The organism is Mycobacterium sp. 3519A, from assembly GCF_900240945.1.
Classification (GTDB): domain Bacteria; phylum Actinomycetota; class Actinomycetes; order Mycobacteriales; family Mycobacteriaceae; genus Mycobacterium.
Map to the genome: position 1 here is coordinate 2,423,561 of NZ_OESG01000013.1, position 23,693 is coordinate 2,447,253.

The 23,693-nt window shown below is 67.2% G+C and carries 25 protein-coding genes and 1 pseudogene; 21 read left to right on the forward strand and 5 right to left on the reverse strand.

The window, feature by feature from the left end; all coding sequences use genetic code 11:
* Positions 1-2: 2 nt before the first annotated feature.
* Positions 3-1,061 (forward strand): MinD/ParA family protein, encoded by a 1,059-nt coding sequence (locus C1A30_RS19475; protein ID WP_101949781.1) that lies wholly within the window; start codon positions 3-5, stop codon positions 1,059-1,061.
* Here C1A30_RS19475 and C1A30_RS19480 read toward each other — a convergent pair.
* Positions 1,037-2,026, reverse strand: coding sequence for an NAD-dependent epimerase/dehydratase family protein (locus tag C1A30_RS19480; protein WP_369974138.1), 990 nt, complete (start codon positions 2,024-2,026; stop codon positions 1,037-1,039). The two genes, C1A30_RS19475 and C1A30_RS19480, sit on opposite strands and share 25 nt — an antisense overlap.
* A 70-nt stretch (positions 2,027-2,096) precedes the next feature.
* On the opposite strand from C1A30_RS19480, the gene C1A30_RS19485 reads away from it, so the two are divergent.
* From C1A30_RS19485 to aroQ, 8 genes and pseudogenes are all read left to right on the forward strand, one after another.
* On the forward strand, positions 2,097-2,468 hold the full coding sequence (locus C1A30_RS19485) for a nuclear transport factor 2 family protein (RefSeq protein ID WP_101949782.1): 372 nt from the start codon (positions 2,097-2,099) through the stop codon (positions 2,466-2,468).
* Positions 2,465-2,956: a DUF3237 domain-containing protein gene (locus C1A30_RS19490; RefSeq protein WP_101949783.1), complete on the forward strand. Its 492-nt coding sequence runs from the start codon at positions 2,465-2,467 to the stop codon at positions 2,954-2,956. Before C1A30_RS19485 ends, C1A30_RS19490 begins: the two co-directional genes overlap by 4 nt.
* 35 nt (positions 2,957-2,991) lie before the next feature.
* Positions 2,992-3,426 (forward strand): nitroreductase/quinone reductase family protein, encoded by a 435-nt coding sequence (locus C1A30_RS19495; RefSeq protein WP_160112770.1) that lies wholly within the window; start codon positions 2,992-2,994, stop codon positions 3,424-3,426.
* Positions 3,423-4,049: a TetR/AcrR family transcriptional regulator gene (locus C1A30_RS19500; protein WP_200828309.1), complete on the forward strand. Its 627-nt coding sequence runs from the start codon at positions 3,423-3,425 to the stop codon at positions 4,047-4,049. Before C1A30_RS19495 ends, C1A30_RS19500 begins: the two co-directional genes overlap by 4 nt.
* A gap of 37 nt (positions 4,050-4,086) precedes the next feature.
* A complete protein-coding gene (gene aroC / locus C1A30_RS19505) occupies positions 4,087-5,295 on the forward strand; it encodes a chorismate synthase (protein WP_101950327.1) in 1,209 nt (402 codons plus the stop codon).
* A pseudogene (locus C1A30_RS19510) lies at positions 5,295-5,801 on the forward strand (shikimate kinase); the annotation flags it as partial. The gene aroC and the pseudogene C1A30_RS19510, both read left to right, overlap by 1 nt.
* A 136-nt stretch (positions 5,802-5,937) precedes the next feature.
* Entirely contained in the window at positions 5,938-7,014 is a 1,077-nt protein-coding gene (aroB, locus tag C1A30_RS19515) for a 3-dehydroquinate synthase (RefSeq protein ID WP_101949786.1), read from the forward strand.
* A complete protein-coding gene (gene aroQ / locus C1A30_RS19520) occupies positions 7,011-7,448 on the forward strand; it encodes a type II 3-dehydroquinate dehydratase (protein ID WP_101949787.1) in 438 nt (145 codons plus the stop codon). Before aroB ends, aroQ begins: the two co-directional genes overlap by 4 nt.
* Here the strand turns inward: aroQ and C1A30_RS19525 are convergent.
* Positions 7,445-7,996, reverse strand: coding sequence for a B-4DMT family transporter (locus C1A30_RS19525; protein WP_101949788.1), 552 nt, complete (start codon positions 7,994-7,996; stop codon positions 7,445-7,447). The two genes, aroQ and C1A30_RS19525, sit on opposite strands and share 4 nt — an antisense overlap.
* A gap of 69 nt (positions 7,997-8,065) precedes the next feature.
* Here C1A30_RS19525 and C1A30_RS19530 point away from each other — a divergent pair, with 69 nt between their 5' ends.
* From C1A30_RS19530 to C1A30_RS19575, 10 genes are all read left to right on the forward strand, one after another.
* Positions 8,066-9,160 carry a Xaa-Pro peptidase family protein gene (locus tag C1A30_RS19530; protein WP_101949789.1) on the forward strand — a complete coding sequence of 365 codons (1,095 nt, stop codon included), beginning with the start codon at positions 8,066-8,068 and terminating at the stop codon, positions 9,158-9,160.
* 16 nt (positions 9,161-9,176) lie between these two features.
* Entirely contained in the window at positions 9,177-9,740 is a 564-nt protein-coding gene (efp, locus tag C1A30_RS19535) for an elongation factor P (protein WP_101949790.1), read from the forward strand.
* Between the two features lie 20 nt (positions 9,741-9,760).
* Positions 9,761-10,303 carry a transcription antitermination factor NusB gene (nusB, locus tag C1A30_RS19540; protein WP_101949791.1) on the forward strand — a complete coding sequence of 181 codons (543 nt, stop codon included), beginning with the start codon at positions 9,761-9,763 and terminating at the stop codon, positions 10,301-10,303.
* A complete protein-coding gene (locus C1A30_RS19545) occupies positions 10,303-10,845 on the forward strand; it encodes a hypothetical protein (protein ID WP_101949792.1) in 543 nt (180 codons plus the stop codon). The genes nusB and C1A30_RS19545 overlap by 1 nt, the downstream gene beginning before the upstream one ends.
* Before the next feature lie 253 nt (positions 10,846-11,098).
* Entirely contained in the window at positions 11,099-11,848 is a 750-nt protein-coding gene (locus tag C1A30_RS19550) for a GntR family transcriptional regulator (RefSeq protein WP_369974139.1), read from the forward strand.
* Positions 11,845-12,072, forward strand: coding sequence for a ferredoxin family protein (locus C1A30_RS19555; protein ID WP_101949794.1), 228 nt, complete (start codon positions 11,845-11,847; stop codon positions 12,070-12,072). The genes C1A30_RS19550 and C1A30_RS19555 overlap by 4 nt, the downstream gene beginning before the upstream one ends.
* A gap of 11 nt (positions 12,073-12,083) precedes the next feature.
* Positions 12,084-13,514, forward strand: a complete 1,431-nt coding sequence (locus C1A30_RS19560; protein WP_101949795.1) for an ABC transporter substrate-binding protein — start codon at positions 12,084-12,086, stop codon at positions 13,512-13,514.
* Entirely contained in the window at positions 13,511-14,368 is an 858-nt protein-coding gene (locus C1A30_RS19565; RefSeq protein WP_101949796.1) for an ABC transporter permease, read from the forward strand. The genes C1A30_RS19560 and C1A30_RS19565 overlap by 4 nt, the downstream gene beginning before the upstream one ends.
* Positions 14,365-15,111 (forward strand): ABC transporter ATP-binding protein, encoded by a 747-nt coding sequence (locus C1A30_RS19570; RefSeq protein WP_101949797.1) that lies wholly within the window; start codon positions 14,365-14,367, stop codon positions 15,109-15,111. The genes C1A30_RS19565 and C1A30_RS19570 overlap by 4 nt, the downstream gene beginning before the upstream one ends.
* Positions 15,108-17,819, forward strand: coding sequence for a fumarate reductase/succinate dehydrogenase flavoprotein subunit (locus tag C1A30_RS19575; protein WP_200828310.1), 2,712 nt, complete (start codon positions 15,108-15,110; stop codon positions 17,817-17,819). The genes C1A30_RS19570 and C1A30_RS19575 overlap by 4 nt, the downstream gene beginning before the upstream one ends.
* Here C1A30_RS19575 and C1A30_RS19580 read toward each other — a convergent pair.
* The gene (locus C1A30_RS19580; protein ID WP_235009998.1) at positions 17,812-18,219 is read right to left on the reverse strand and encodes a nuclear transport factor 2 family protein; all 408 of its coding nucleotides are present in this window, start codon (positions 18,217-18,219) and stop codon (positions 17,812-17,814) included. The two genes, C1A30_RS19575 and C1A30_RS19580, sit on opposite strands and share 8 nt — an antisense overlap.
* A gap of 53 nt (positions 18,220-18,272) precedes the next feature.
* Here C1A30_RS19580 and C1A30_RS19585 point away from each other — a divergent pair, with 53 nt between their 5' ends.
* Both C1A30_RS19585 and C1A30_RS19590 read left to right on the forward strand, forming a co-directional pair.
* Positions 18,273-20,945, forward strand: a complete 2,673-nt coding sequence (locus C1A30_RS19585; protein ID WP_101949798.1) for a helix-turn-helix transcriptional regulator — start codon at positions 18,273-18,275, stop codon at positions 20,943-20,945.
* A gap of 45 nt (positions 20,946-20,990) precedes the next feature.
* The gene (locus tag C1A30_RS19590) at positions 20,991-21,197 is read left to right on the forward strand and encodes a hypothetical protein (protein WP_101949799.1); all 207 of its coding nucleotides are present in this window, start codon (positions 20,991-20,993) and stop codon (positions 21,195-21,197) included.
* On the opposite strand, the gene C1A30_RS19595 is transcribed toward C1A30_RS19590, so the two are convergent.
* Together C1A30_RS19595 and C1A30_RS19600 are read right to left on the reverse strand one after the other, a co-directional pair.
* Positions 21,182-22,384, reverse strand: coding sequence for an FAD-dependent monooxygenase (locus C1A30_RS19595; protein WP_101949800.1), 1,203 nt, complete (start codon positions 22,382-22,384; stop codon positions 21,182-21,184). The genes C1A30_RS19590 and C1A30_RS19595 overlap by 16 nt on opposite strands.
* On the reverse strand, positions 22,385-23,590 hold the full coding sequence (locus C1A30_RS19600; protein ID WP_101949801.1) for a serine hydrolase: 1,206 nt from the start codon (positions 23,588-23,590) through the stop codon (positions 22,385-22,387).
* Positions 23,591-23,693: the final 103 nt, after the last annotated feature.

The window sequence follows — 23,693 nt, forward strand, 5'->3', positions numbered from 1 at the left end:
CGATGACGCAACCGTTTAACGAGCCCGACACCGCACCCCTGCGGGTGCAGTCGCTGCATCCGCCCGAGGAGACTCCGTTCACCAGTGCCGCCGCCAACCGGCCCCGCGCGCTGGCGCCGACCAACAGCGAGTTGGGGCTGGTGCGCACCCGACCTGCACCGAAGAAGGGATGGCGCAAGGCAATCCATCGCGCAACGGGGTTGAACCCTGGCGAATCCGCCGAGGAGACGACCCACCGGGCGATCGTCGACCGGGTCAACCAGCCGCTTCGTGGGGGACCGTTCACCATCGCGGTGTTGTCGCAGAAGGGTGGTGTCGGCAAGACCACGACCACCGTCGGCCTCGGGGCCACGCTTGCCGCGATCCGCGGAGACCGTGTCATCGCGATGGACGCCAACCCCGACTTCGGCACGCTGGCCCAGCGCGGGCCTGACGAGACCGATTCCACGGTGCGCGATGTGTTGTTCGACGACAACATCATTCGGTATTCCGATATGCGGCGGCACACCTCGCAGAACTCGAGCCGGTTGGAGATCCTGGCCTCCGAACGCGACCCGGCCACCTCAGAAGCGTTCTCCGCAGCCGACTATCGCGGCGTCCTCCGCGTGCTGCAGCGGTTCTACAACATCATCCTGACCGACTGCGGCACCGGGCTGGTGCACTCCGCCATGGAGGGGGTGCTGGCCGAATCCGACATGGTCGTCATTGTCGCGTCGCCCGCCATCGATTCGGCGCGCAGCGCGCTGGCGACCATGGATTGGCTCGAGCGGCAGGGGTTCGCACACCTGGTACCCGGCGCCACGGTGGTGTTCAGCGCATCACGGCAAGGTGCACTGGGTCTGGACATGGACAAGTTGTCCCGTCACTTCTTACCCAGTGTGCGATCGCTGCACGTCGTGCCCTTCGACGATCATCTGGCCGAGGGGTCCGAGGTCGACCTGGACAAGCTGAGCAGGCAGACCCGGCAGGCGTTTTTGGAACTCGCCGCAGGCATCGCCGACGGCTTCGCGGCGCTCGGCTCAGGGCGGGTCGCAACTCACGGCCGGAAGGTGCCGCGGTGATACGTACTGCCGACGTACTCCTTCGAGCCGACCGTGCGCGACAGCGGCGTGTGGACGGTGCCGTCGGCAACTGACATCTGCGCTATCGTCTCGATGTCGAAGCGCGGTCGCCAGCCCAGTTCCGCTCGCGCCTTGGCGTTGACGTAGACGCGGTCAAGCTGGGACGGGAAGCGCCACCCGCGCTGGGCCCAGGCTGCGGCGGCCATCGGCGCGCGGCGGTTGAACACCGGGGGCGCATCAGTTCTCAACTGCGGCAGATCTTCTCGCTCGAACGGTGTGGTCGCCGAGATGACAAAGTGCCCGAACCCGAGTTGCGGCGCCCTGTCGGCCGCGAGGAGATGCGCATCGACCGCGTCTTCGAGGGCGACCCGGCGTGAGGCGTACTCGTCGGCTTTGACGTTGTCGTCACCGCGCCCCTCGTGTGCGTGTGGCGCATCGTCGGGCTCTGGAAAGAAGCGCGCGACGCGCAATACCACACACGGCAGTCCTTGGTTACGAAATGCCAACTGGCACAGATCTTCTGCAGCCGCTTTGGTGACGCCGTAGATGTTCTTGGGCACGGCCACGACCGACTCGTCAATCCATGCTGCGGGCTCGCCGGCGCGTGGAACCAGTGCGTCGCCGAAAACCGTTGTCGACGAGGACATCACAAAAGCCTGCACGCCCGCATCGACCGCCGCGTCAAGCAGCGTCAGCGTGCCTGAGACATTGGTGTCGACAAAGGCCTGGCGGGGGAGAAACGCCAACTGCGGTTTGTGCAGTGTCGCGGTGTGCACCACCACGTCGACTCCGGCCATCACCTCGCGGACGAGGCCGGTGTCCGTGATCGACCCGAGGGCGCTTGTCCACTCCGATGGCCTGATGTCCAGGCCGACCACGTCGCGGTTGCGCTCACGCAGGGCGCGCACGAGACCCTCGCCGAGGTGGCCGGAACTTCCGGTGACCAGGATCCGCATGGTCTGCACTCTGCCATCGAATGGGCAGAAGAAGCACTTGCATACTTGGGGTAGGTTACTACATACTCGAAGTATGCAAATGACAAGCCAAGATCTGACAGCCGTCTCGCAGCGCTACTTCGCCGCGTGGGCAGCGCGCGATCCCGACGCGATCGTCGCCCTGCACACCGAGGACACCCAGTTCTGGACGCACCTGGGCGCCGGACCCGTCCGAGGCCGCGACGCTGTGCGTGCGGCCTTCGCGGAGATCTTCGAGCAGTTCCCCGAATTCACCTGGGAGACATATCGCGTGCTGTACGGCGACGACCACTGGATCCTCGACTGGGCGCTGATCTCCGGCGACATCCGCTTCGATTGCCTCGACGTCGTCAACGTCTCACCCGACGGGCTGGTGGTGCGCAAGGACACGTTCGTCGACGCGATGCAGCTGCAGGCCGCGGTGACCGCATGACCACCGCGACACCGGTCGACCAGCTGCCGCTCGTCACCGCCCTGTCCGTGACGCACTTGTTCGACATGCATGTCGATCTGCAACCCGCGCAACTGATTCCGACGCCCGTCGGCGCGCGGATGACGTTCATCACGAACGGTGGCGTGATCGAAGGGCCCAAGCTGCGCGGTGAGCTGTTGCCCGGCGGCGGCGACTGGTTGACCGTCGGCACGGACGGCACGGGACGCGTCGACGTCCGGGCCACCCTGCGCACGCACGACGGCGCGCTGATCCACTACGAAGCGCGCGGCATCATCAAGATCCCGGCCGACGGTGTACAACGGCTGGCCGCAGGCGAAGTGCTGCCGTTCGCCGACACCTACGTCCGCACCACGCCGACATTCGAAACCAGCGACCAGCGTTACGCGTGGCTGTCAGAACTGGTCGCGGTCGGGTACAACATCTTGTCGCCCAATCACATCGACTACCGGGTCTACCAGGTGCTGTGAGACAGGAAAGGCTTGCGCGCCAATCGAATCGGGTGGTGCGTCGCTGGCCGCGGGGGCAGCGCGCGCTGGGTCGGTGGCATGCCCGGCTCTACCGGATCACCGGTGGGCGGGTGCTGCCACGCTGGTTCGCGGGCGCACCGGTGCTAGTGCTCGAAACCGTCGGCAGACGAAGTGGGCAGAAGCGCGCGACACCGGTGCTGTACCTGCGCGAGGGCGACGCGCTCGTCGTCCTCGCCGCGAACGCAGGCGCGGACCGGACTCCCGCCTGGTGGCTCAACCTGAGGCAGGCCGGGTCCGGCGAAGTCGTGGTCGGCAGCAGACGCATGCGGGTGCGGCCGCGGCTGTTGTCGGGCGCCGAGCGCGACCGGCTCTGGCGGGCGTTCGTCGACATGTACCCGCAGGCCGAGTACTACACCCGCTTCACCCGTCGCACGCTGCCGCTGATCGTGTTGCAACCGGAAGGCACATGAGCACCGGCTATGGTCAGGCCGTGGCGACGAAGGTGGCGAGACGAACTCAGGCCGAGCGCACCGAGGCGACCACCACCGCGCTCGTCGACGCGGCCCGCGCACTGTTCGCGCGTGACGGGTTCGACGCCACCTCTCTCGACGCCGTGGCGGCCAGGGCCGGTGTGACCAAGGGTGCGGTCTACCACCACTTCGCAGGCAAGCGGCAACTGTTCGAGGCCGTCTTCAGCCGCGAGGTTGAGCGCGTCGCGACACCGCTCGCGGCCGCCTACGGACGCAAGAAGGATCCGTGGGACGCGTTCGCGGCCGCATGCCGGGCCTTCCTCGACGAATGCCTGGACCCAGGGCTGCAACGCATCATGCTGCTCGACGCCTCCGCCGCGATCGGCTGGGAGCAGATCCGCCAACTGGAGTCGCCGCTGCTGGACATGATGGAGCTGGGCATCTCGCGCGCCGCCGAAGCAGGCCGGATCGCGCCGCGCAAGCCAGGCCCACTGGCCCACTTCTTATATGGGGCGCTCTGCGAAACCGCGATGATCGTCGCCCGTGCCGACGACCAGAGGTCCGCCCATCGCGACGCGGTCGTCGAGATCGGCCGGGTCCTGGAGGGCCTGGCGATCGGCTGATTCGGGGCTCGCGGCCCGACGTGCGAAAATGGGTCGCGTGTTGCGATGGACTACAGCTGGTGAATCCCATGGTCGCGCGTTGGTCGCCGTGGTCGAGGGCATGGTCGCCGGCGTCCACGTCACGAGCGACGACATAGCGGGTCAGCTGGCCCGCCGCCGCCTCGGCTACGGCCGCGGCGCCCGGATGAAGTTCGAACAAGACCAGGTCACCATGCTTGCGGGCGTGCGCCACGGGGTCACCCTCGGCGGTCCGGTGGCGATCGAGATCGGCAACACCGAGTGGCCCAAGTGGGAAACCGTGATGGCCGCCGACCCGGTCGACCCGAGCGAACTCGACGTCGCGCGCAACGCGCCGCTGACCAGGCCGCGACCGGGCCACGCCGACTACGCGGGCATGCTGAAGTACGGCTTCGACGACGCCCGCCCCGTGCTCGAACGCGCCAGCGCCCGCGAAACCGCTGCCAGGGTGGCCGCAGGAACCATCGCCCGCGCGTTCCTGAAGGAAGCGCTCGGTGTCGAGGTGGTGTCGCACGTCATCTCGATCGGCGCATCCAAGCCGTACGACGGGCCGCCGCCGGTGGCGTCGGACCTGGCCGCCATCGACGCGAGCCCGGTCCGGGCGTTCGACGAAGAGGCCGAGAAGCTGATGATCGCCGAGATCGAGGCGGCCAAGAAGGACGGCGACACGCTCGGCGGCGTGGTCGAGGTGGTCGCCCACGGGCTGCCCGTCGGTCTCGGGTCGTTCACCAGCGGCGACAACCGGCTGGACAGCCAGTTGGCCGGCGCCGTGATGGGCATCCAGGCGATCAAGGGCGTCGAAATCGGCGACGGCTTCGAAACCGCTCGCAGGCGCGGCAGCGTCGCGCACGACGAGATCTACCCGGGACCTGACGGCGTGATGCGGTCGACGAACCGGGCCGGCGGCCTGGAGGGCGGCATGACCAACGGCCAACCGCTGCGGGTGCGCGCCGCGATGAAGCCGATCTCCACGGTGCCGCGGGCGCTGGCCACCGTCGACATGACCACCGGCGAGGAAGCCGTCGCGATTCATCAGCGCTCCGACGTCTGCGCGGTGCCCGCCGCCGGTGTGGTCGTCGAGACCATGGTCGCGTTGGTGCTGGCGCGCGCCGCGCTGGAGAAGTTCGGCGGTGACTCGCTGACCGAGACCCGGGCCAACATCGAGACCTACCTGCGTGCGGTGGCGGAAAGGGAGCCGGCTACCGAACCGGCACAGGCGTCGAGCTGATGGCGCCCAAGGCCGTGCTGGTCGGACTGCCCGGTTCGGGCAAGTCCACGATCGGGCGTCGGCTGGCCAAGGCGCTGGACCTGCCACTGCTGGACACAGATGCCGCGATCGAGGAGACCACCGGCCGCACCATTGCCGACATCTTCGCCACCGACGGGGAGAAAGAGTTCCGGCGCATCGAAGAAGAGGTCATCCGGTCGGCGCTGCAGACCCACGACGGCGTGCTGTCGTTAGGCGGCGGCGCGGTCACCACCGCCGGTGTGCGTGAAGCCCTGGCCGGACACACCGTGATCTATCTGGAGATCAGCGCCGCGGAGGGGGTGCGCCGCACCGGTGGCAGCACCGTGCGGCCGCTGCTCGCAGGTCCCGATCGCAGCGAGAAATTCAAAGCCCTGATGACAGAACGGGTTCCGCTGTACCGGCGGGTCGCCACCATGCGGGTCAACACCAATCGCCGCAATCCGGGTGCGGTGGTGCGCCACATCGTCGAGCGCCTCGAGAATCCCGACGCGCCACGCCAACAGCGTCGTCGTCGCCGCAGGCCGCCGTGGCGGCGTGGGCCGTCGTCGCTGACTGCCGAACCAAGCAATGACACCCCGCCAACGCCCGCGGCCGTCGCCGCCCGAAACATGAAGGGACACCGTGACTGAGCCGGTGACCGTCGACGTCCACGTCGAACCGCCGTATCCCGTCATCATCGGGACCGGCCTACTCGGTGAGCTCGAGCGAGTTCTCGCGGGCAGGCACAAGGTGGCCGTGCTGCACCAGCCGGTGTTGGCGCAGACCGCGGAGGCGATTCGAAAGACGCTGTCCGACAGCGGTATCGACGCTCACCGCATCGAGATCCCCGACGCCGAAGGCGGCAAGGAATTGCCGGTGGTCGGGTTCATCTGGGAAGTGTTGGGCCGCATCGGGATCGGCCGCAAGGACGCGCTCGTCAGCCTCGGCGGGGGAGCGGCCACCGACGTCGCCGGCTTCGCCGCAGCCACCTGGCTGCGCGGAGTGGACATCGTGCACGTGCCGACCACGCTGCTGGGCATGGTCGACGCGGCGGTCGGCGGTAAGACCGGCATCAACACCGACGCGGGCAAGAACCTGGTCGGCGCATTCCACCAGCCCGCCGCGGTGCTCGTCGACCTGGCCACATTGGAGACGTTGCCGCGCAACGAGATCGTCGCGGGGATGGCGGAGATCGTGAAGGCCGGTTTCATCGCCGATCCGGTGATCCTCGACCTGATCGAAGCCGACCCGCAGGCCGCGCTCGACCCGTCCGGCACGGTGCTGCCGGAACTGATCCGGCGCGCGGTCGCCGTCAAGGCCGAGGTCGTCGCGGCCGACGAAAAGGAATCGCAGCTGCGCGAGATCCTCAATTACGGCCACACGCTCGCCCACGCGATCGAGCGGCGAGAGCGCTATCAGTGGCGGCACGGCGCCGCGGTCTCGGTCGGCCTGGTGTTCGCCGCCGAATTGGGCAGGCTGGCAGGGCGTCTCGACGACGACACCGCCAATCGGCACCGGTCGATCCTCGCCTCCCTGGGCCTGCCCGTCAGCTACGACGCCGATGCGCTGCCGCAATTGCTCGAATACATGGCGGGCGACAAGAAGACGCGGGCGGGCGTGCTGCGGTTCGTGGTCCTCGACGGCCTCGCCAAACCGGGACGCCTCGAGGGACCAGATCCGTCGTTGGTGGCGGCCGCGTATGCGGAGGTGGCGTCATGAAGTTTCAGACCGTGCTGGTGCTCAACGGGCCCAATCTGGGCCGGCTCGGCCGCAGAGAGCCTGAGGTCTACGGCAGCACCACGCACGACGAGTTGGTGGCGCTGATCGAGCGTGAAGCCGAGGCCTTGGGCATGAAAGCCGTTGTGCGGCAGAGCGATAGTGAAGCCGACCTGCTGACCTGGGTGCACGCCGCAGCCGATGCGGGCGATCCGGTGGTGCTGAACGCGGGGGCGCTGACGCACACGTCGGTGGCGTTACGCGATGCCTGCGCGGAACTGACCGCGCCGCTGATCGAGGTGCACATCTCCAATGTGCATACCCGCGAGGAGTTCCGGCGCCATTCGTATCTCAGCGCGGTGGCCACCGGCGTCATCGTCGGCCTCGGGGTGCAGGGCTATGTACTGGCCCTGCGGTATCTGGCCAGCCTCGACTAGGGCTGTTCCTCGCGACGCACCTCGGTAGTCTCGTCGGCGCCGCCGTCATGGCGCACCGCCGCGAAGACGTCGGTGTCGGCGCGGTCCTCATCGGTGACCGAGGTGCCGTGGTGGCGCGACGGTTCGGGGGCCTTGCGGTCCACCATCCAGCGTCCGAGCGCGACGCCGGCGATCGCGAACAGGAACACCACCAACGCCGTGAACGCCGCGAACGTGGTGACTTCGTTGAGCAGCCCTTCGACGTAGAGGCTCTTGTAGAACAGCGAGATGAACCACGCCACCGCACCGCTCACCACACCGGCGAACAGACCGGCCAGCAGCCAGGTCATCGCCAGATCGCCGCGGCGGTCGGGGTCGGGATTGGCCCGGGCGTCGGCCCGGCCGTCGGAGATGCCCCAGATGAACACGGCGATGGCGAACAGCACGACCAGCACGACGCTGATCAATCCCGCCTTGGTCTCCCACGCGTTGATCATCGCCCCCTGCAGCAATCGCACGATCACCATCAGGGCCGCGAACACCAGTCCGCGCAGTAACCACTTGCTCATGCCTCAACTCCTCCTCGCCCCGATCTCGGAGCTCATGGGGCCACACCTTAGCGAGTAGGTTCTCTAACTGTGACTATTTCACAGCGCCGGGACCGTCTGCGGCAACGGCTTGCGGACGCCGAACTCGATGCGATGCTGGTGTCAGACCTGGTCAACGTCCGTTACCTGTCCGGCTTCACCGGGTCGAACGCCGCGCTGCTGATCCGAGTCGACAGCGAAACGCCGGTGCTTGCCACCGATGGCCGCTACCGCACGCAGGCCGCGCAGCAGGCGCCCGACGCGGAGATCGTGATCGAACGGGCCTGCGGGCCGCATCTGGCCGCGCGCGCGGCCGAGGACGGCGCGCGGCGGGTGGGCTTCGAAAGCCATGTGGTGACGGTCGACGGGTTCGCGATGCTGCGCAAGGCGGCGGGCGACCACGTCGAGTTGGTTCGGGCGGCGGGCACCGTCGAGGCGCTGCGCGAGGTCAAGGACGCCGGTGAGATCGCCCTGCTGCGGCTGGCCTGTGAAGCGGCCGACGCCGCGCTGACCGACTTGGTCGACCGTGGCGGGCTGTGCGCTGGCCGGACAGAGAAAGAGGTGGGCCGCGAACTCGAATCGCTGATGCTCGACCACGGCGCGGACGGGGTGTCGTTCGAGACCATCGTGGCCGCGGGCGCCAATTCGGCGATTCCGCACCACCGACCGACGGATGCGGTGCTGGCCGCCGGGGACTTCGTCAAGATCGACTTCGGCGCACTGGTCTGCGGTTACCACTCCGACATGACCCGAACCTTTGTGCTGGCGCCCGCCGCGCAGTGGCAGCGCGACCTCTATGAACTGGTCGCCACGGCGCAGCAGGCGGGCCGTGACGCGTTGGTCCCGGGCGCCACGCTCAAAGATGTGGACAGCGCTTCGCGGCAGGTGATCGCCGACGCCGGGTACGCCGACAACTTCAACCACGGCCTCGGCCACGGCGTCGGACTACAGATCCACGAAGCGCCGGGGATCAGCGCGTCGGCCGCCGGTACACTGCTTGCTGGCTCTGCGGTCACCGTGGAACCAGGTGTCTATCTGCCCGACCACGGCGGCGTCCGCATCGAGGACACGCTGGTCGTGGGCAGCGACCCCCATAAGGCCCCCGACTTACTCACCCGGTTCCCCAAAGAACTGGCGATCCTTTAAGAGGAGACAACCGAAAGTGGCAACGACCGCTGACTTCAAGAACGGCCTGGTCCTGCAGATCGACGGCCAACTGTGGCAGATTGTCGAGTTTCAGCACGTCAAACCCGGCAAGGGCCCGGCATTCGTCCGGACCAAGCTGAAGAACGTGCTGTCCGGCAAGGTGGTCGACAAGACCTACAACGCCGGCGTGAAGGTGGAGACCGCCACCGTCGACCGGCGTGACCACACCTATCTGTACCGCGACGGGTCCGACTTCGTGTTCATGGACTCTCAGGATTACGAGCAGCACCACCTGCCCGAGTCGCTGGTCGGCGACGCCGCCAAGTACCTGCTGGAGAGCATGCCGGTGCAGATCGCGTTCCACGACGGCGCACCGCTCTACCTCGAACTGCCGGTGACCGTGGAGCTGGAGGTCACGCACACCGAACCGGGTCTGCAGGGCGACCGGTCCAGCGCGGGCACCAAGCCCGCGACCGTCGAGACCGGTGCCGAGATCCAGGTGCCGCTGTTCATCAACACCGGCGACAAGCTGAAGATCGATTCCCGCGACGGCAGCTACCTCGGTCGCGTTAATGCCTGACGGCATTGGGAGCCGGGTGAATGCCTGACCGCAAAGGCGACTCCGGCCGAACTGGTCGGCCCGCCGACCGTGGCCGAACTGGTCGGCCCGCCGACCGTGGCCGCCATCAGGCCCGCAAGCGCGCCGTCGACCTGCTGTTCGAGGCCGAGGCGCGGGGGCTGACCCCGGCGGAGGTGGCCGAGGCGCGAAATGCCTTGGCGAAGAAGGAATCCGACGTATCACCACTGAACCCGTACACGGTCACGGTGGCACGCGGCGTCACCGAGAACGCTGCGCACGTCGACGATCTCATCTCGGCGCATCTGCAGGGCTGGACCCTGGACAGGCTCCCCGCCGTCGACCGGGCCATCCTGCGGGTGGCGGTGTGGGAGTTGCTGCACGCCGACGACGTGCCCGAACCGGTCGCCGTCGACGAGGCGGTCGAACTGGCCAAACAGTTGTCGACCGACGACTCACCGGGTTTCGTCAACGGCGTGCTCGGCCAGGTGATGCTGGTGACGCCGCAGATTCGGGCGGCGGCGGCAGCGATACGGGGTACCGGCGGAGATTCAGTGGGCAGCTGATGGGCGTACCGCAGGATTGGGCACCGTATTCCAGTCTCGAAGAGGCGGCCCGCGTATACCTGCGTGATCCCGAACTGGCGTTGGACCAGATCCGCTCGGTCATCGACCTTTCGGCGATCAAGTCGTTCATCATGTCGCGCGGCTCCAGCGAGGAGTCGTGGGGTGAAGCCGTGTGGCAGGAGGTCGTGCTCACCGACGGCGTGCGGCTGATCATGTGGCGCGCCGACGATGAATTGGCCGGCACCGACGACCGGGAACGCCGAGTGCTCAATGCGTCGGTGCGGACGATTCTGCTGTCGACGATCACCGACCACGTATTGACGGCGGAGTACGAGGTGCTCGGCGACGACACCCGCAGACTGTCGGAGGTGCGGTTGCGGATGTACACCCAACTGGTCACCCGGTCGCGGCAGAAGTCGGCCACCGAAACCGACATCTACTGCGAGTCGTTTCGCTACTACAAGTCCGTCGACGACGGCGGCCTGGCCCAGATGCAACGCCTCCTGCAGTTCGGTCGCGTGCTGTCGCGGTGCATGCAGTAACTGCTGTGTCTTGAGTTCCCCGCGAGGCTGCACTTATCGCGGGAACGTGCGAGTGGACCGCACGGTAACTACAGTCTCGGCGCGACGGGGTTCCGCTCAGCGCGATTGAAACTCGGCTGCGGGAAACGACTGGCGCAATAGCGCCGCGGGCCGTTCTTTTGCCTGGTGATCGCCAGTCGGCGGTGGCGCAATCAGTGCATCCGCGCCGACGTCGCGATGGGCGTGCTGCGCCGGCCCCGCCCGCCCTCTTAGCGTGCTTGACGTGTCAGCTGAGCCGACGCCGATCAAGCGGCCCCGCGCGGATCGTGCGCGTCAGGTCGCCGATGTGCTGCGGCAACAGATTCACGGCGGCACCTACGACGACGGGCTGCCCGCCGAAGCCGAGTTGGCCGCCGAGTTCTTCGTGTCCAGGAACACGATTCGCGAGGCCCTCGGGGTGCTCAAGAACGAAGGCCTGATCGACCGCGGCCGTAAGGTCGGCACGCACGTCGCGGTCCGCAAGTACGACCACGGCCTCGACGCCCTCGTCGGTTTGAAGGAAACCTTCAAGGACTACGGCGAAGTGCGCAACGAGGTGCGCGCGGTGCTGCATCTGGCCGCGCCGCCCGCGGTCGCCCGCCGACTGCGCCTGGAGCCCGGTGCGCAAGTGGTCTTCATCGAGCGGCTTCGCTATCTCGGCGATCTGCCGTTGAGCCTCGACCTGACCTACCTGGCGCCCGATATCGCTGCCGAGGTGCTCGAGCACCCGCTGGAGACCAACGACGTGTTCGCGCTCATCGAGCAGGTCAGTGGGCAACGGCTCGGCTCGGCAACGCTTGCACTGGAGGCGGTTTCGGCCGATCCGCATTCCGCGGCGACGTTGCAGGTCCCCGACGGTGCCCCGCTGCTGATGCTGGAGCGGCTCACCAGCCTCGATGACGGCAGACCCGTCGACCTCGAGTACATCCGGATGCGCGGTGACCGAATCACCATGCGCGGCAACCTGATCAGGAGCGAACCATGACTCTGGTGAACCAACGCGCCGACGTACCCGTGACCATCGACGAGTCCCTGTGTATCGAGGGCTGCACGTTGTGCGTCGACATCTGTCCACTCGACTCGCTGGCGATCAGCCCGGACAACGGTAAGGCGTACATGCATGTCGACGAGTGTTGGTACTGCGGGCCCTGCGCCGCCCGCTGTCCCACCGGCGCCGTCACCGTCAACATGCCCTACTTGATCCGCTGAGGACCCCACACATGAAGAAGCTTCATCTCCGGCTCGTCGCCCTGGCCGCCGGCCTCACCGTCGCGGCCACCGGATGCTCGCTGGACTCGGCGAGTCAGTCATCCGGCAACGTGGTCAACGTCGTGATCGGCTACCAGTCGAAGACCATCAACACCGTCACCGCAGGCACGCTGTTGCGCGCGCAGGGATACCTCGAGCGCAGGCTCAACGACATCACCACCCGCACCGGCACCAAGTACAACGTGACGTGGCAGGACTACGACACCGGTGCGCCGATCACCGCGCAGATGGTCGCCGAGAAGATCGACATCGGTTCGATGGGGGACTACCCGATGTTGATCAACGGTTCCAAGACCCAGGCCAACGACCGCGCCCGCACCGAGATGGTCTCGGTGACCGGGTACAACCCCAAGGGCGCGCTGAACATGGTTGTGGTGGCCCCCAATTCGCCCGCTCAGAAACTCACCGACTTGAAGGGCCAGAAAGTCTCCGCCAGTGTCGGGTCGGCGGGGCACGGCATGCTCGTGCAGGCGCTGGCCAAGGCCGGAGTCGATCCGAAGACCGGGGTCGAGGTGCTCAACCAGCAACCGCAAGTCGGTGCGTCGGCACTGGAATCCGGTCAGGTGCAGGCTCTTTCGCAGTTCGTCGCGTGGCCGGGACTGTTGGTGTTCCAAGGCAAGGCCAAGCTGTTGTACGACGGCGCCGAGCTGAACTATCCCACCCTGCACGGGGTCGTGGTGCGACGGGCCTATGCGGCTGAACATCCGGAGGTGCTCGACGCCTTCCTGCAGGCCCAACTGGACGCCACCGACTTCCTCAACACCAAACCGTTGGAAGCGGCGAAGATCGTCGCCGACGGCAGCGGACTGCCGCAGGAAGTCGTCTATCTGTACAACGGGCCCGGCGGTACGTCGTTCGACACCACGCTCAAACCGTCGCTCATCGAGGCGCTCAAAGGTGCTGTGCCGTACCTGAAGTCGATCGGCGATTTTGCCGACCTCGACGTTGCGGGGTTCGTGCAGGATGCGCCGCTGAAGGCAGCCTTCGCCGAGCGCAACCAGGACTACGGCAAGGCCGTCGCCGACGCCGCGAACCCGTCGGTGCTCGGCGGCACCGACCCGGTCTGCCACGCCCCGGTCAACGATCCGGCCAAAGCCAGTGAACTGTGGCTGGACGGGGCGACGACCACACAGGCCGCGTCGAATCCGACCTGCCTGTTGAAGGCCGTCCGGGACGCGACCGCGAAGGGGTCGAAGGTCCGCGCGGCCTACGTACCCGACACCGAACTGGGCACGCGCTGGTTCGCCGACAAGGCGGCCTGGGTGCGTGACGGCCAGAACTATCTGCCGTTCGGCACGCCTGCAGGCGCGCAGCGCTACGTCGCGGCGCATCCCGGCACTGCCGTGGTGGATTACGAGCAGGCGTTGGTGGGGGCGGTATGACCACCACTGATGCTGTGCCGGGCGTACTCGAAACATCGGTCGCGCGTCCGGTGGTGCGACGCCCGAGGCATGCGTCCCAATGGCGCCGCCGTTTGATCCGGCTGGCTTCAGTCATCGCCGCCATCGGGCTCTGGCAACTGCTCACCGCCAATCACATTCGGGTGTGGCTGCGGTTCGACACGCTGCCGACGGTCACCGAGATCGCAATGGCGTTCCTCAATCGCCTTGGTACACAAGAGTATTGGCTTGATCTCGGGCAGTCGCTGATCCGCATTCTGACCGGCTTCGGGCTCGCCGCGGTGATCGGTGTGGTCACCGGAATCCTGTTGGGTCGGTCGGCGGCGTTCGCCGACGTCTTCGGTCCGCTGACCGAATTGGCCAGGCCCATCCCGGCGATCGCAATGGTTCCCGTCGCGATCCTGCTGTTTCCGACCGATGAGGCCGGAATCGTGTTCATCACGTTCCTGGCCGCCTACTTCCCGATCATGGTCAGCACCCGCCACGCCGTGCGCGCGCTGCCGACCATATGGGAGGACTCGGTCCGCACCTTCGGCGGCAACTCGTGGGATGTGCTGCGCCGCGTGGTGTTACCCGGCATCCTGCCCGGCCTGTTCGGCGGTCTGTCGGTCGGCATGGGGGTGGCCTGGATCTGCGTGGTGTCGGCCGAGATGATCTCGGGGCGCCTCGGTGTCGGCTACCGGACCTGGCAGGCCTACACGGTGCTCAACTATCCCGACGTGTTCGTCGGCATCATCACCATCGGCGTGCTCGGCTTCGGAACGGCCGCCGCCGTTGAACTGATCGGCAGGCGTGCCACCCGCTGGTTGCCCCGCGCTGAGGAGAATGCTCGATGACGACGGCTGTGGCCCAGGGCCTGCGGCTGGAACTCGACGACGTCCGGCTGTCCTACACCGGAGCGCCGGTCGTCGACGGGCTCAGCCTGACGGTGCAACCGGGCGAGATCCTGGTGCTGACCGGACCGTCGGGATGCGGCAAGTCGACGGTGCTGCGAGCGCTCGCCGGCCTGCTGCGTCCGGACGCCGGCCGGGTGCTGGCCGACGGGCAAGAGGTCACCACCACCTCGCGCGACCGTGGCATGGTGTTCCAGGACAGCGCGCTGTTGCCTTGGCGCACGGTGCGTTCCAACATCGAACTCGCGCTGCAACTGCGCGGCGAGCCACGCGCTGAGCGGCGCAAGCAGGCGCAGCGTTGGATCGAGGAAGTCGGACTGACCGGTTTCGGAGACTATCTGCCCAAGAGCCTGTCGGGCGGTATGCGCCAACGCGTACAGCTGGCACGTGGGCTTGCCGGTGCCCCGAGGGCGGTGATGATGGACGAACCGTTCGCCGCGCTGGACACCCAGACCCGGGCCGCCATGCAGCGGCTGCTCATCGACACCTGGCGCGCACACCCGACGACCATCGTCTTCGTCACCCACGACGTCGACGAGGCGCTCATCCTCGGCGACCGGGTCGCCGTGCTTGGCCGCGTCGGCCAACCGGTGCGCGCCGTCATCGACGTACCGGAACCGCGCACCGACCAGGTCGGTCGGCAAGCGCTCCGGGCGGAAATCATCACGGCCCTTGATCACTCATGATGCAGATACCTGAACTGGCCGACACGGCTCGGCTCGATTGCGATGTGCTGGTGATCGGCGGCGGCACAGCGGGCACCATGGCGGCATTGACCGCCGCCGAGCACGGCGCCCGAGTCCTGCTGCTGGAGAAGGCGCATGTGCGCCACTCGGGGGCGCTGGCGATGGGCATGGACGGCGTGAACAACGCCGTCATCCCCGGCAAGGCCCGGCCGGAGGACTACGTCGCCGAGATCACCAGGGCGAACGACGGAATTGTCAACCAGCGCACCATCTATCAGACCGCGACACGCGGCTTCGCCATGGTGCAGCGCCTGGAGCGCTACGGCGTCAAGTTCGAGAAGGACGAACACGGCGAGTATGCGGTGCGCCGAGTGCACCGCTCCGGCTCCTACGTGTTGCCTATGCCCGAAGGCAAAGATGTCAAGAAGGCGTTGTACCGCGTGCTCCGGCAACGGTCGATGCGCGAGAAGATCACGATCGAGAACCGGCTGATGCCGGTTCGGGTGCTGACCGACGACCTGGGCGAGCGGAGCGACGGGACAAAGCAGCGCAGGGCCGTCGGTGCCGCCGCACTCAACTCCCGCACCGGCGAATTCGTCGCCGTCGCCGCCAAGGCGGTCATTCTCGCGACCGGCGCCTGTGGACGCCTCGGCCTGCCCGCGTCGGGCTATCTGTACGGCACGTACGAGAACCCCACCAACGCCGGTGACGGCTACTCGATGGCCTATCACGCAGGCGCCGAACTGTCCGGCATCGAATGCTTCCAGGTCAACCCGCTGATCAAGGACTACAACGGGCCCGCCTGCGCGTACGTGGCGAACCCGTTCGGCGGTTACCAGGTCAACGCGCTCGGCGAGCGGTTCGTCGACTCGGACTACTGGTCGGGTCAGATGATGTCCGAAGTGAAACGGGAGATCGAATCGGCACGCGGCCCAATCTATTTGAAGGTGTCGCACCTGCCGGACGAGACGCTGACGGCGTTGGAGAACATCCTGCACACCACGGAACGGCCCACCAGAGGCACGTTCCACGCGAACCGCGGGCACAATTACCGCACCCACGACGTCGAGATGCACATCTCCGAGATCGGTTTGTGTAGCGGCCATTCCGCCTCGGGGGTGTGGGTCGACGAACACGCCCGCACCACCGTGCCCGGCCTGTACGCGGCGGGCGACCTGGCGTGCGTCCCGCACAACTACATGATCGGCGCGTTCGTCTACGGCGACCTGGCTGGAGAACACGCCGCATCGACGCTGGCAAGCGTGCAGGCGCCAAGGGAACTTCCGGAAGATCAGCTCAAGGAGGCGCACGAACTGGTCTACCGCCCGCTGCGTCAGCCTGACGGCCCACCGCAACCGCAGGTGGAATACAAACTCCGCCGATTCGTCAACGACTACGTGGCACCGCCCAAGACGGCGACCAAGTTGTCGATCGCCGTGCAGACCTTCGAGCGGATGCACGATGAGATCGCGGAGATGGGTGCCACCACACCGCACGAACTGATGCGCGCTGTCGAGGTGTCGTTCATCCGCGACTGTGCGGAGATGGCCGCCCGCTCGTCGCTGACCAGAACCGAATCACGGTGGGGGCTCTACCACGACCGTGCCGACATCCCGGATCGCGACGACGAGCAGTGGCGTTACCACCTGAACCTCCGCAAGAGCGCCGATGGCTCGATGGAATTCCTGAAGCGGCCCGTCGCCCCGTATTTCGTGCCGGTGCCCGGCCTCGAACACCTACCGTCCGACGATCCGGTGCAGCACGTCGACCAACCTGGGATCGCCGCCGGAAAGGCGCCCGCCACCACCACGTCACGCGTGCACGCCGCCGGTCCCAGCCAGCCGCCGTCGCCGCGGATCGTGGAAGTGCTTGCGCTGGAGTCACCTTCGGTCGCCGACCTGGACGGCTATCTGGCTGACTCCGATCCCGGTGTGCGCCGGACCGCGGTCGCAACGCTGGTCGAGAATCTGCCGGACGGCTACGCCGGCGCACTGTTCACCGCACTCGGTGACGGCGACGCGGAGGTGCGCCGCATCACCGCGGACAGTGTGCGCGAGCTGGTCGAGGTGTTGCCGTCGCCGGAAGTGGTTGCGGGACAATTGGATTCCTCTGATCCGGTGGTTCGTGCTGTCGCGGTGTACTTGCTCAGCGCCCGCAGGGCCGGCGAGCGGGAGCAGTACCGGCGCGGGCTGGCCGATACCGACCATCGGGTGCGCATCGAAGCCGTGCGGGCGCTGGTCTCTGTGGACGACGCCGTCGGGGTGGCCGCCGCGGCGGGTGACGACAATCGCGAGGTCAGGATCGCGGCTGCCAACGGGCTTGCCACTCTGCGCGCAGGCGCCGACGCAGTGCGCCAGTTGGTCGGCGACCGTGACCCGCTGGTGCGTTCGGCGGCGCTGTCGGCGCTCGGCGCCGTGGGTTGCGGCGAGGACGATCTGCCCGAGGTGCGGCGCGCGATCACCGAGCCGGCATGGCAGGTGCGGGAGGGCGCGGCCAGGGCGCTGGCCGGAGCGGATCCTGCCGTCGCCGTGCCGACGCTGGCGGGCCTGCTCGCCGACCAGCACCTCGATGTGCGGAAGGCGGCCGTCCTCACCCTGAGTACGTGGGCGGGCGCCGACTCTGCGGCCCGCGACGCGCTGCAGGTCGCACTCGACGACGCCGACGCCGACGTCCGGGCGTACGCAAGGAAGGCCCTTGCGGCTAGCTGAGTTGGTTGACCACCGCCGCGGTGTCCAGCCAGACGTTCTCCCGGCTGATCAACCCGTCGCGGAATTCGAAGATGTGCAGGATGCGGAAGCTGATCCGCCGACCATGCCCAGGCATCCCCAGCATCGAACCAATTACCGCGCCCGTCATTTTTTGTTCGAGGATCATCGTGTCGTCGGCGAAATAGCGGTGCAGTACTTCCTCTGCCTCTGCTCGGAAGTTGGCCGTCAACTCGTCGTAAAAGGCTCTGGCGCCGTCCTTCCCGTGGTGCGGGCTGCCTGGGAATCCGACGACGTCATGCTCGACGTCGTCCGTATACACGGAGATCGCGGTGTCGACGTCACCCGCGCCCTCGGCGCGGATGTGCCGGGAGACCAGTTGCTCCATCGCACTGTGGTCCATGAAAGTTGTATATACGTTGTGGGCAACCCGGTAACGCCTTCTAGGCTAAATCGGTGCGATTTGCGTGGCCCTTGACGGGCCGCACCGAGGAGATGCAGACGATCGCAGCCGCGATCGCCGATCCCGCTGTCGCCGGGATAGTCGTGCACGGTGCGGCGGGGGTGGGAAAAAGCCGAATCGCGAGGGACGCCCTGCAGGCAGCGGCTGCCGAGGGCTGCGAAATCCGCTGGGCCGTCGGCACGTCTGCGGCCAAGGCGCTGCCGCTGGGCGTGTTGGCCGCATGGGCTGATTCGTCATCGTCTGACAGTCTGGAGCTCGTCCGGGGTGCAATCGAATCACTGACTGCCGCGCCGCCGCATACGCCCGTGATCGTCGGGGTGGACGACGCGCATCTCGTCGACAACCTGTCCGCGTTCGTCGTTCATCAGATAGTGCAGCGAAGGGCTGCCAAGGTGGTCCTCACGGTGCGTGACGGCGAGCCGATTCCCGATGCGATACAAGACATTTGGCGTGTCGCGCAGTTTGACCGGCTCGACCTGCAGCCGCTGTCCATCGACGAGACGTCGGCGCTTCTGGCGGCAACGCTGGCTGGGCCCCTCCACGCGGAAGCCGCGCTACGGCTGTGGCGGCTCACCCGTGGCAATGCGCTTTATCTGCGCAACATCGTCGAACGCGAGATCGAAGACGGCCGACTGGCTTTGCGGGACGGCGAGTGGCAATGGTTCGGTGACGCGGTGCTACCGCCCGGCCTTGTCGAACTGATCGATTCCCGGATGGGTCGACTGCCGGCAGCGGTAAGTGACGTCGTCGACGCGCTCGCCGTCGGCGAACCGCTCGAACTCGGCGCCCTGACCAGGATCACCGACGCCGCAGCCATCGAGGATGCGGATACTCGCGGCCTCATCACGCTGAACGACTTCGACGGCCGGATCGAGGTCCGGATCGCGCACCCCCTCTACAGTGAGGTCCGCAGAAAACGGGCGGCCGCCACCCGGCTGCGTCGGCTGCGCGGCCTGGTCGCCACCGAACTCGCCGCGTGCGACGATCGCGACGACATCCAGGTACTGGTTCGCCGCGCTTCCTTGAGCCTGGAGTCCGATTTACGCCCTGACGCGGATCTTCTGATCAAAGCGGCGCGTGGTGCCCTTTGGCTTGTCGGTGTGGACTCGTCGAGCCAACTGACGAGTGCGGCATCTTGGGGCGATCGGCTGGCGCGCGCCGCTGTCGCAGCGGGAGGTGGCGCCGAAGCCCATTTCATTCGGGCATACGCGCTGTCGTGGCTCGGCCACGGGGAAGACGCCGAAGAGGTCCTCGAGAACATCCCACACAGCGAGGTGGCTGGCGCCGACCAGGCCAGACGCGCGTTCCTGCAGGGGTTCAACCGACTTTTCGCTCTCAAGGATCCCGAAGGGGCACGACGGCTCGTCGACGACGCGGCGCATACCGTGCCGCCTGGCGCACAGGGTTACATCGAGGCCTTTCGATGCGTGTACGCGGCCGCGATGGGAGCGATGACCGCGGTAAACGCGCCGACGTACGACTGGGATTTCGGCCGCCTGCCCGACACGGTCGCGGCGCGGGTGACGGCGTGGGCGGTCACTGTCGCCCGCGGTGAAGCGGGTCGCACGACCGAGGCGGTGGCGACCGCAGTCGCCGGATATCCCATTCCGATGCGGTCGTTCGTCATCATCACCGACGCTCACGTCACCGCTTTGGTGCTGGCGGGTCGGATCGCCGAAGCCCAGAAGGTGGCGGATCTGCTTCGGGGAAGGGCGAATGAAGCTCTCGCCGTCACGCAGCCGTACATCGCGGTCATCGGCGCTGTAGCGGGGCGTGCCGCACTTGGCGCGGGCTTGCTGCGTGAGGCGCATTCCCTCCTGCACGATCGGCTGGTCGAGACGTACCCTGGCATGGCCAACGGCTGGGGTTATCGATGCCAGATCTCGCGGACGATGACGATCGCGATGCGTGGGATTGCTTCGGAGGCATCGCGGGCGATGGCCGCGCTCGAGGAGCGACGACATCCGGCCTGGCGGTACCTGGACTACGAGTACGCGCTGGCGCGTGCATGGGTGGCTGCTGCGCAGGAGGCTGTCAGCACTGCCGTCAGCGAGGCGTTACGGGGTGCCGAAACAGCAAGGCGCAACGGGCAGTTCGCCGCCGAAGTGATGTGCCTGCAGATTGCGGCACAATTCGGGGATTGCTCTGGGGAGGCGCGCCTCGTTGACTTGGCGAACATCGTGGAAGGCCCGCGCGCCGGACTGGCTGCTCGCTTCGCGCACGCGTTGTCTGGCAGCGACGCTGCCGAACTACTCGCGGTGTCACAGGACTTCGAAGAGATCGGCGATCTGATCGCGGCGATGGATGCCGCGGCGTACGCATCCCTGGCTCATCGCGAAGCGGGCCGCAGGGGGTCGGCGTTGACGTGTTCGGCGCGCGCCAATGAACTGGCGCACCAGTGCGGTGACGCCAGTACGCCAGTGCTTCGCAGGGCGGTCACGTCGTTGCCGTTGAGTGAGCGCGAACGCGAGGTCGCCGCGTTGATCGGCCTCGGGTTGTCCTCGAGCGCGATCGCCGAGCGGTTGACGCTTTCGGTGCGCACCGTGGAGGGACACATCTACCGGGCGATGGGCAAGACCGGCGCCGCTGACCGGGAGGAACTGGCCGCGATGCTGTTCGCCAGCCACGCGAGTGGGCGGGAAATGACGCCCGAGAAAATCGAGTAGACGGCTACTCACTGCCTGTCCCGGAAGTCGGCGCAAGCTGATGGGGTGGCCGATGAACTAACTCCACACGAGCGGGCACTGCGCAAGCTCCCGCTCCCGTACTCCCTGGCGCTGAGGTTGCGAGACGCGGGCGTCGCGCCCGAAGTCGTCAGCGAATACGTCGGCGTCGAGGTGCAGGCCCTCGAGGGCGTATACCGCATCGCGGAGGCCAAGCTCAGCGCCGCACAGCAGTGCGGTCAGACGTCCGCGTAGTCCGGCAACGCGATGGCGTCGGCGGTGGTGAACCACTTCTTCTCGGCGATGGGCCGGAACGGCCAGCGCTGCATCCACTTCATCACTTGCGCGGTGATCGCGATGTCGCTGGCCGACTTCGGCAGGTAACCGTCGATGCCGTTGGGCAAGTCCTGGCACCGGTCGATGTAGGGCCGCATCACCGACTCATATCTGCTCAACGCCACCGGAATCCGGTCGGCGTCCAGCGATGCGGCAGGCCCGAGTTCACCCGCCAACACGTACGCGCCCACCAACGCAAGGCTGGTGCCCATCCCGCTCAGCGGTGAGGCGCAGTAACCCGCATCACCGACCAGTGTGACGCGGCCCTGCGAGATGGTCGGCATGTGCACTTGACTGAACGAGTCGAAGTAGAAGTCGTCCGCCGTCTCGGCGGCCGCCAGCAGCGCATCGGACTGCCAGCCTGCGCCTGCGAAATGCCGTGCCAGCAGTGCCCGTTGCTCGTCGGAGTTGCGACGGTCGTAGGCGATGGGTTCGGAGCGGAACGCGAGCCCGGCCTTGCACAGCGCCGGATCGTGCGAGGGGCGCATCGAGGCATTGAGACCCGGGGCCTGATACATCAGATACCAGCCGTCGAGGCCGACGGTGTCGGGTGCGGTGAACCACGCGTTGTACCCGCCGAGCGGTTTGACGAACTGTTCCTCGGGGCCGAAGGCCAAGCGCCGCACCGCCGAATGAGGCCCGTCGCACCCGACGACCAGATCGGCCGACACCGTCGAGCCGTCAGTCAGCGCGGCGGTCACCGCATCAGCGCCCTGATCGAGTTGCTCGATGCGGGTGCTGAAGCGGTATTCCGTTTGGTCTTTCGTCGCTTGGTACAGCACGTCGACGAGGTCGCCGCGCAGGATCTCGAGCTTGGACACCAACCCGTTCCCGTTGAACGCGGTGACTGGCATCTCGGCGCGCCGACTGCCGTCGGCTTTGATCCATGCGACGCCGCGCTGGTCCAGCGAGCGCTGCCGCATCTGCTCGATCAGCCCCATCCGGCTGACCACATCGCCGCCCGCACCGCGCAGGTCGACGGTCTGGCCGCCGGGGCGAATGCCGTCGGCGAGTTCGACGACGGTCACCTGGTAGCCACGATTGGTGAGCCAGAACGCCAGTGCAGGCCCGGCGATTCCGGCTCCACTGATCAGGATGGACGGCATTTAGATTTCGAGGGCTTGGTACGTGCGGCGGACGAACTTCGGTTGTGTTGACTGCAGTTTCAGCAGCGCGGTGTTGCCCGCGACCGCGGCGGCCGCATCGGCGCCGAAGTCCGGCAGATTCTGGATCAGGTAGATCAGGATCAGGTCCTGGCTCGGATCGGCCTGCCACCACGTGCCGTACGCGCCGGGCCAACTGAAAGTGCCGAGACCGCCGGGGCCGAACAGCTGACGGGACCTGGCGGGGTCGGTGACCACCGACAAGTTCAGCCCGAATCCGCGGCCGATCCAGAACGGCATGCCGAGGAACGGATGTTGCTTCTGTTCGTCGGTCAGCCGGTCGGTACGCATCGACCGCACGGACTGCTCGGACAGCACCCGCACACCGTCGAGTTCCCCGCCCGCCAACAGCATTCGGGCGAAGCGCAGATAGTCGTCGGCGGTGGAGAACAGGTTCGCACCACCCATGCAGAACGGTGGCGGCGCGATGGGGGGTGGCCCCATCGCGTCGTGGCTGAGGGTGTCGTCGTCCTCGAGCTTGTACATGGTGGCGGTGCGGCCGCGGTTGCGGGCCGCCACGAAGAACGCGGTGTCCGCCATCTTCAGCGGCTCGAAGATCCGCTCCGCCAGCACGTCCTGCAGGATCTTGCCTTCGATGCGTTCCAGCAGGATGCCCAACACATCGGTGGCGTTGCTGTAGGTCATCCGGTCGCCGGGCTGATGCTGCAGCGGCAGTGCCGCCACCTCGGCCAGCCAGCGCTCCGGGTTCTGCCGCGGCGAAATCTTCGAATAGGCCTTGGCCAGTGGACCGGTCACCGAGAAGAAATAGGCAAGCCCGCTGCGGTGGGTCATCAGATCGTCGACGGTGATCTGTCGGCGCGCGGGGTGCGTCTTGTCGAGCGGGCCGCCCGGGCTGTCGAGCACCCGCATGTCCGCGAGTTCGGGCAGCCATTTGGCGACGGGATCGGTCAGGGCGAGCTTGCCCTCGTCGATCAGGCTCATGGCCGCTGCGACCGTCACGGGTTTGGTCATCGACGCGATACGGAAGATGGTGTCGCGCCGCATCGGCAGGTTGGCGTGCACGTCCCGGTGGCCGAGCTCGTTGACCTGGAGGACCTCGCCAGAGCGCCAGACCAGCGTGACGGCCCCGGCCAGGAAACCGGCATCGATGGATTCGCGGATGGACGCCTGGTTGGTGTCAAGCTTCATCGGCGTCAGCGTACCCAGGGGCAATTCGAGTATGCGACTACCTAATCCCGATCGCCGCCCGCGGCAGACGATGGTTGCGCGGCGCTCACTGCCGTTTCGCAGC

Bases quoted from the DNA above. Each gene is read 5' to 3' on its own strand.
- C1A30_RS19565 (WP_101949796.1), top strand. From the start codon at position 13,511: ATGACCACCACTGATGCTGTGCCGGGCGTACTCGAAACATCGGTCGCG.
- C1A30_RS19575 (WP_200828310.1), top strand. From the start codon at position 15,108: ATGATGCAGATACCTGAACTGGCCGACACGGCTCGGCTCGATTGCGAT.
- C1A30_RS19475 (WP_101949781.1), top strand. From the start codon at position 3: ATGACGCAACCGTTTAACGAGCCCGACACCGCACCCCTGCGGGTGCAG.
- aroQ (WP_101949787.1), top strand. From the start codon at position 7,011: ATGAAGTTTCAGACCGTGCTGGTGCTCAACGGGCCCAATCTGGGCCGG.
- C1A30_RS19490 (WP_101949783.1), top strand. From the start codon at position 2,465: ATGACCACCGCGACACCGGTCGACCAGCTGCCGCTCGTCACCGCCCTG.
- C1A30_RS19555 (WP_101949794.1), top strand. From the start codon at position 11,845: ATGACTCTGGTGAACCAACGCGCCGACGTACCCGTGACCATCGACGAG.
- C1A30_RS19545 (WP_101949792.1), top strand. From the start codon at position 10,303: ATGGGCGTACCGCAGGATTGGGCACCGTATTCCAGTCTCGAAGAGGCG.
- C1A30_RS19570 (WP_101949797.1), top strand. From the start codon at position 14,365: ATGACGACGGCTGTGGCCCAGGGCCTGCGGCTGGAACTCGACGACGTC.
- C1A30_RS19595 (WP_101949800.1), bottom strand. From the start codon at position 22,384: ATGCCGTCCATCCTGATCAGTGGAGCCGGAATCGCCGGGCCTGCACTG.
- nusB (WP_101949791.1), top strand. From the start codon at position 9,761: ATGCCTGACCGCAAAGGCGACTCCGGCCGAACTGGTCGGCCCGCCGAC.
- C1A30_RS19580 (WP_235009998.1), bottom strand. From the start codon at position 18,219: ATGGACCACAGTGCGATGGAGCAACTGGTCTCCCGGCACATCCGCGCC.
- C1A30_RS19500 (WP_200828309.1), top strand. From the start codon at position 3,423: ATGAGCACCGGCTATGGTCAGGCCGTGGCGACGAAGGTGGCGAGACGA.
- C1A30_RS19600 (WP_101949801.1), bottom strand. From the start codon at position 23,590: ATGAAGCTTGACACCAACCAGGCGTCCATCCGCGAATCCATCGATGCC.
- C1A30_RS19525 (WP_101949788.1), bottom strand. From the start codon at position 7,996: ATGAGCAAGTGGTTACTGCGCGGACTGGTGTTCGCGGCCCTGATGGTG.
- C1A30_RS19485 (WP_101949782.1), top strand. From the start codon at position 2,097: ATGACAAGCCAAGATCTGACAGCCGTCTCGCAGCGCTACTTCGCCGCG.
- C1A30_RS19560 (WP_101949795.1), top strand. From the start codon at position 12,084: ATGAAGAAGCTTCATCTCCGGCTCGTCGCCCTGGCCGCCGGCCTCACC.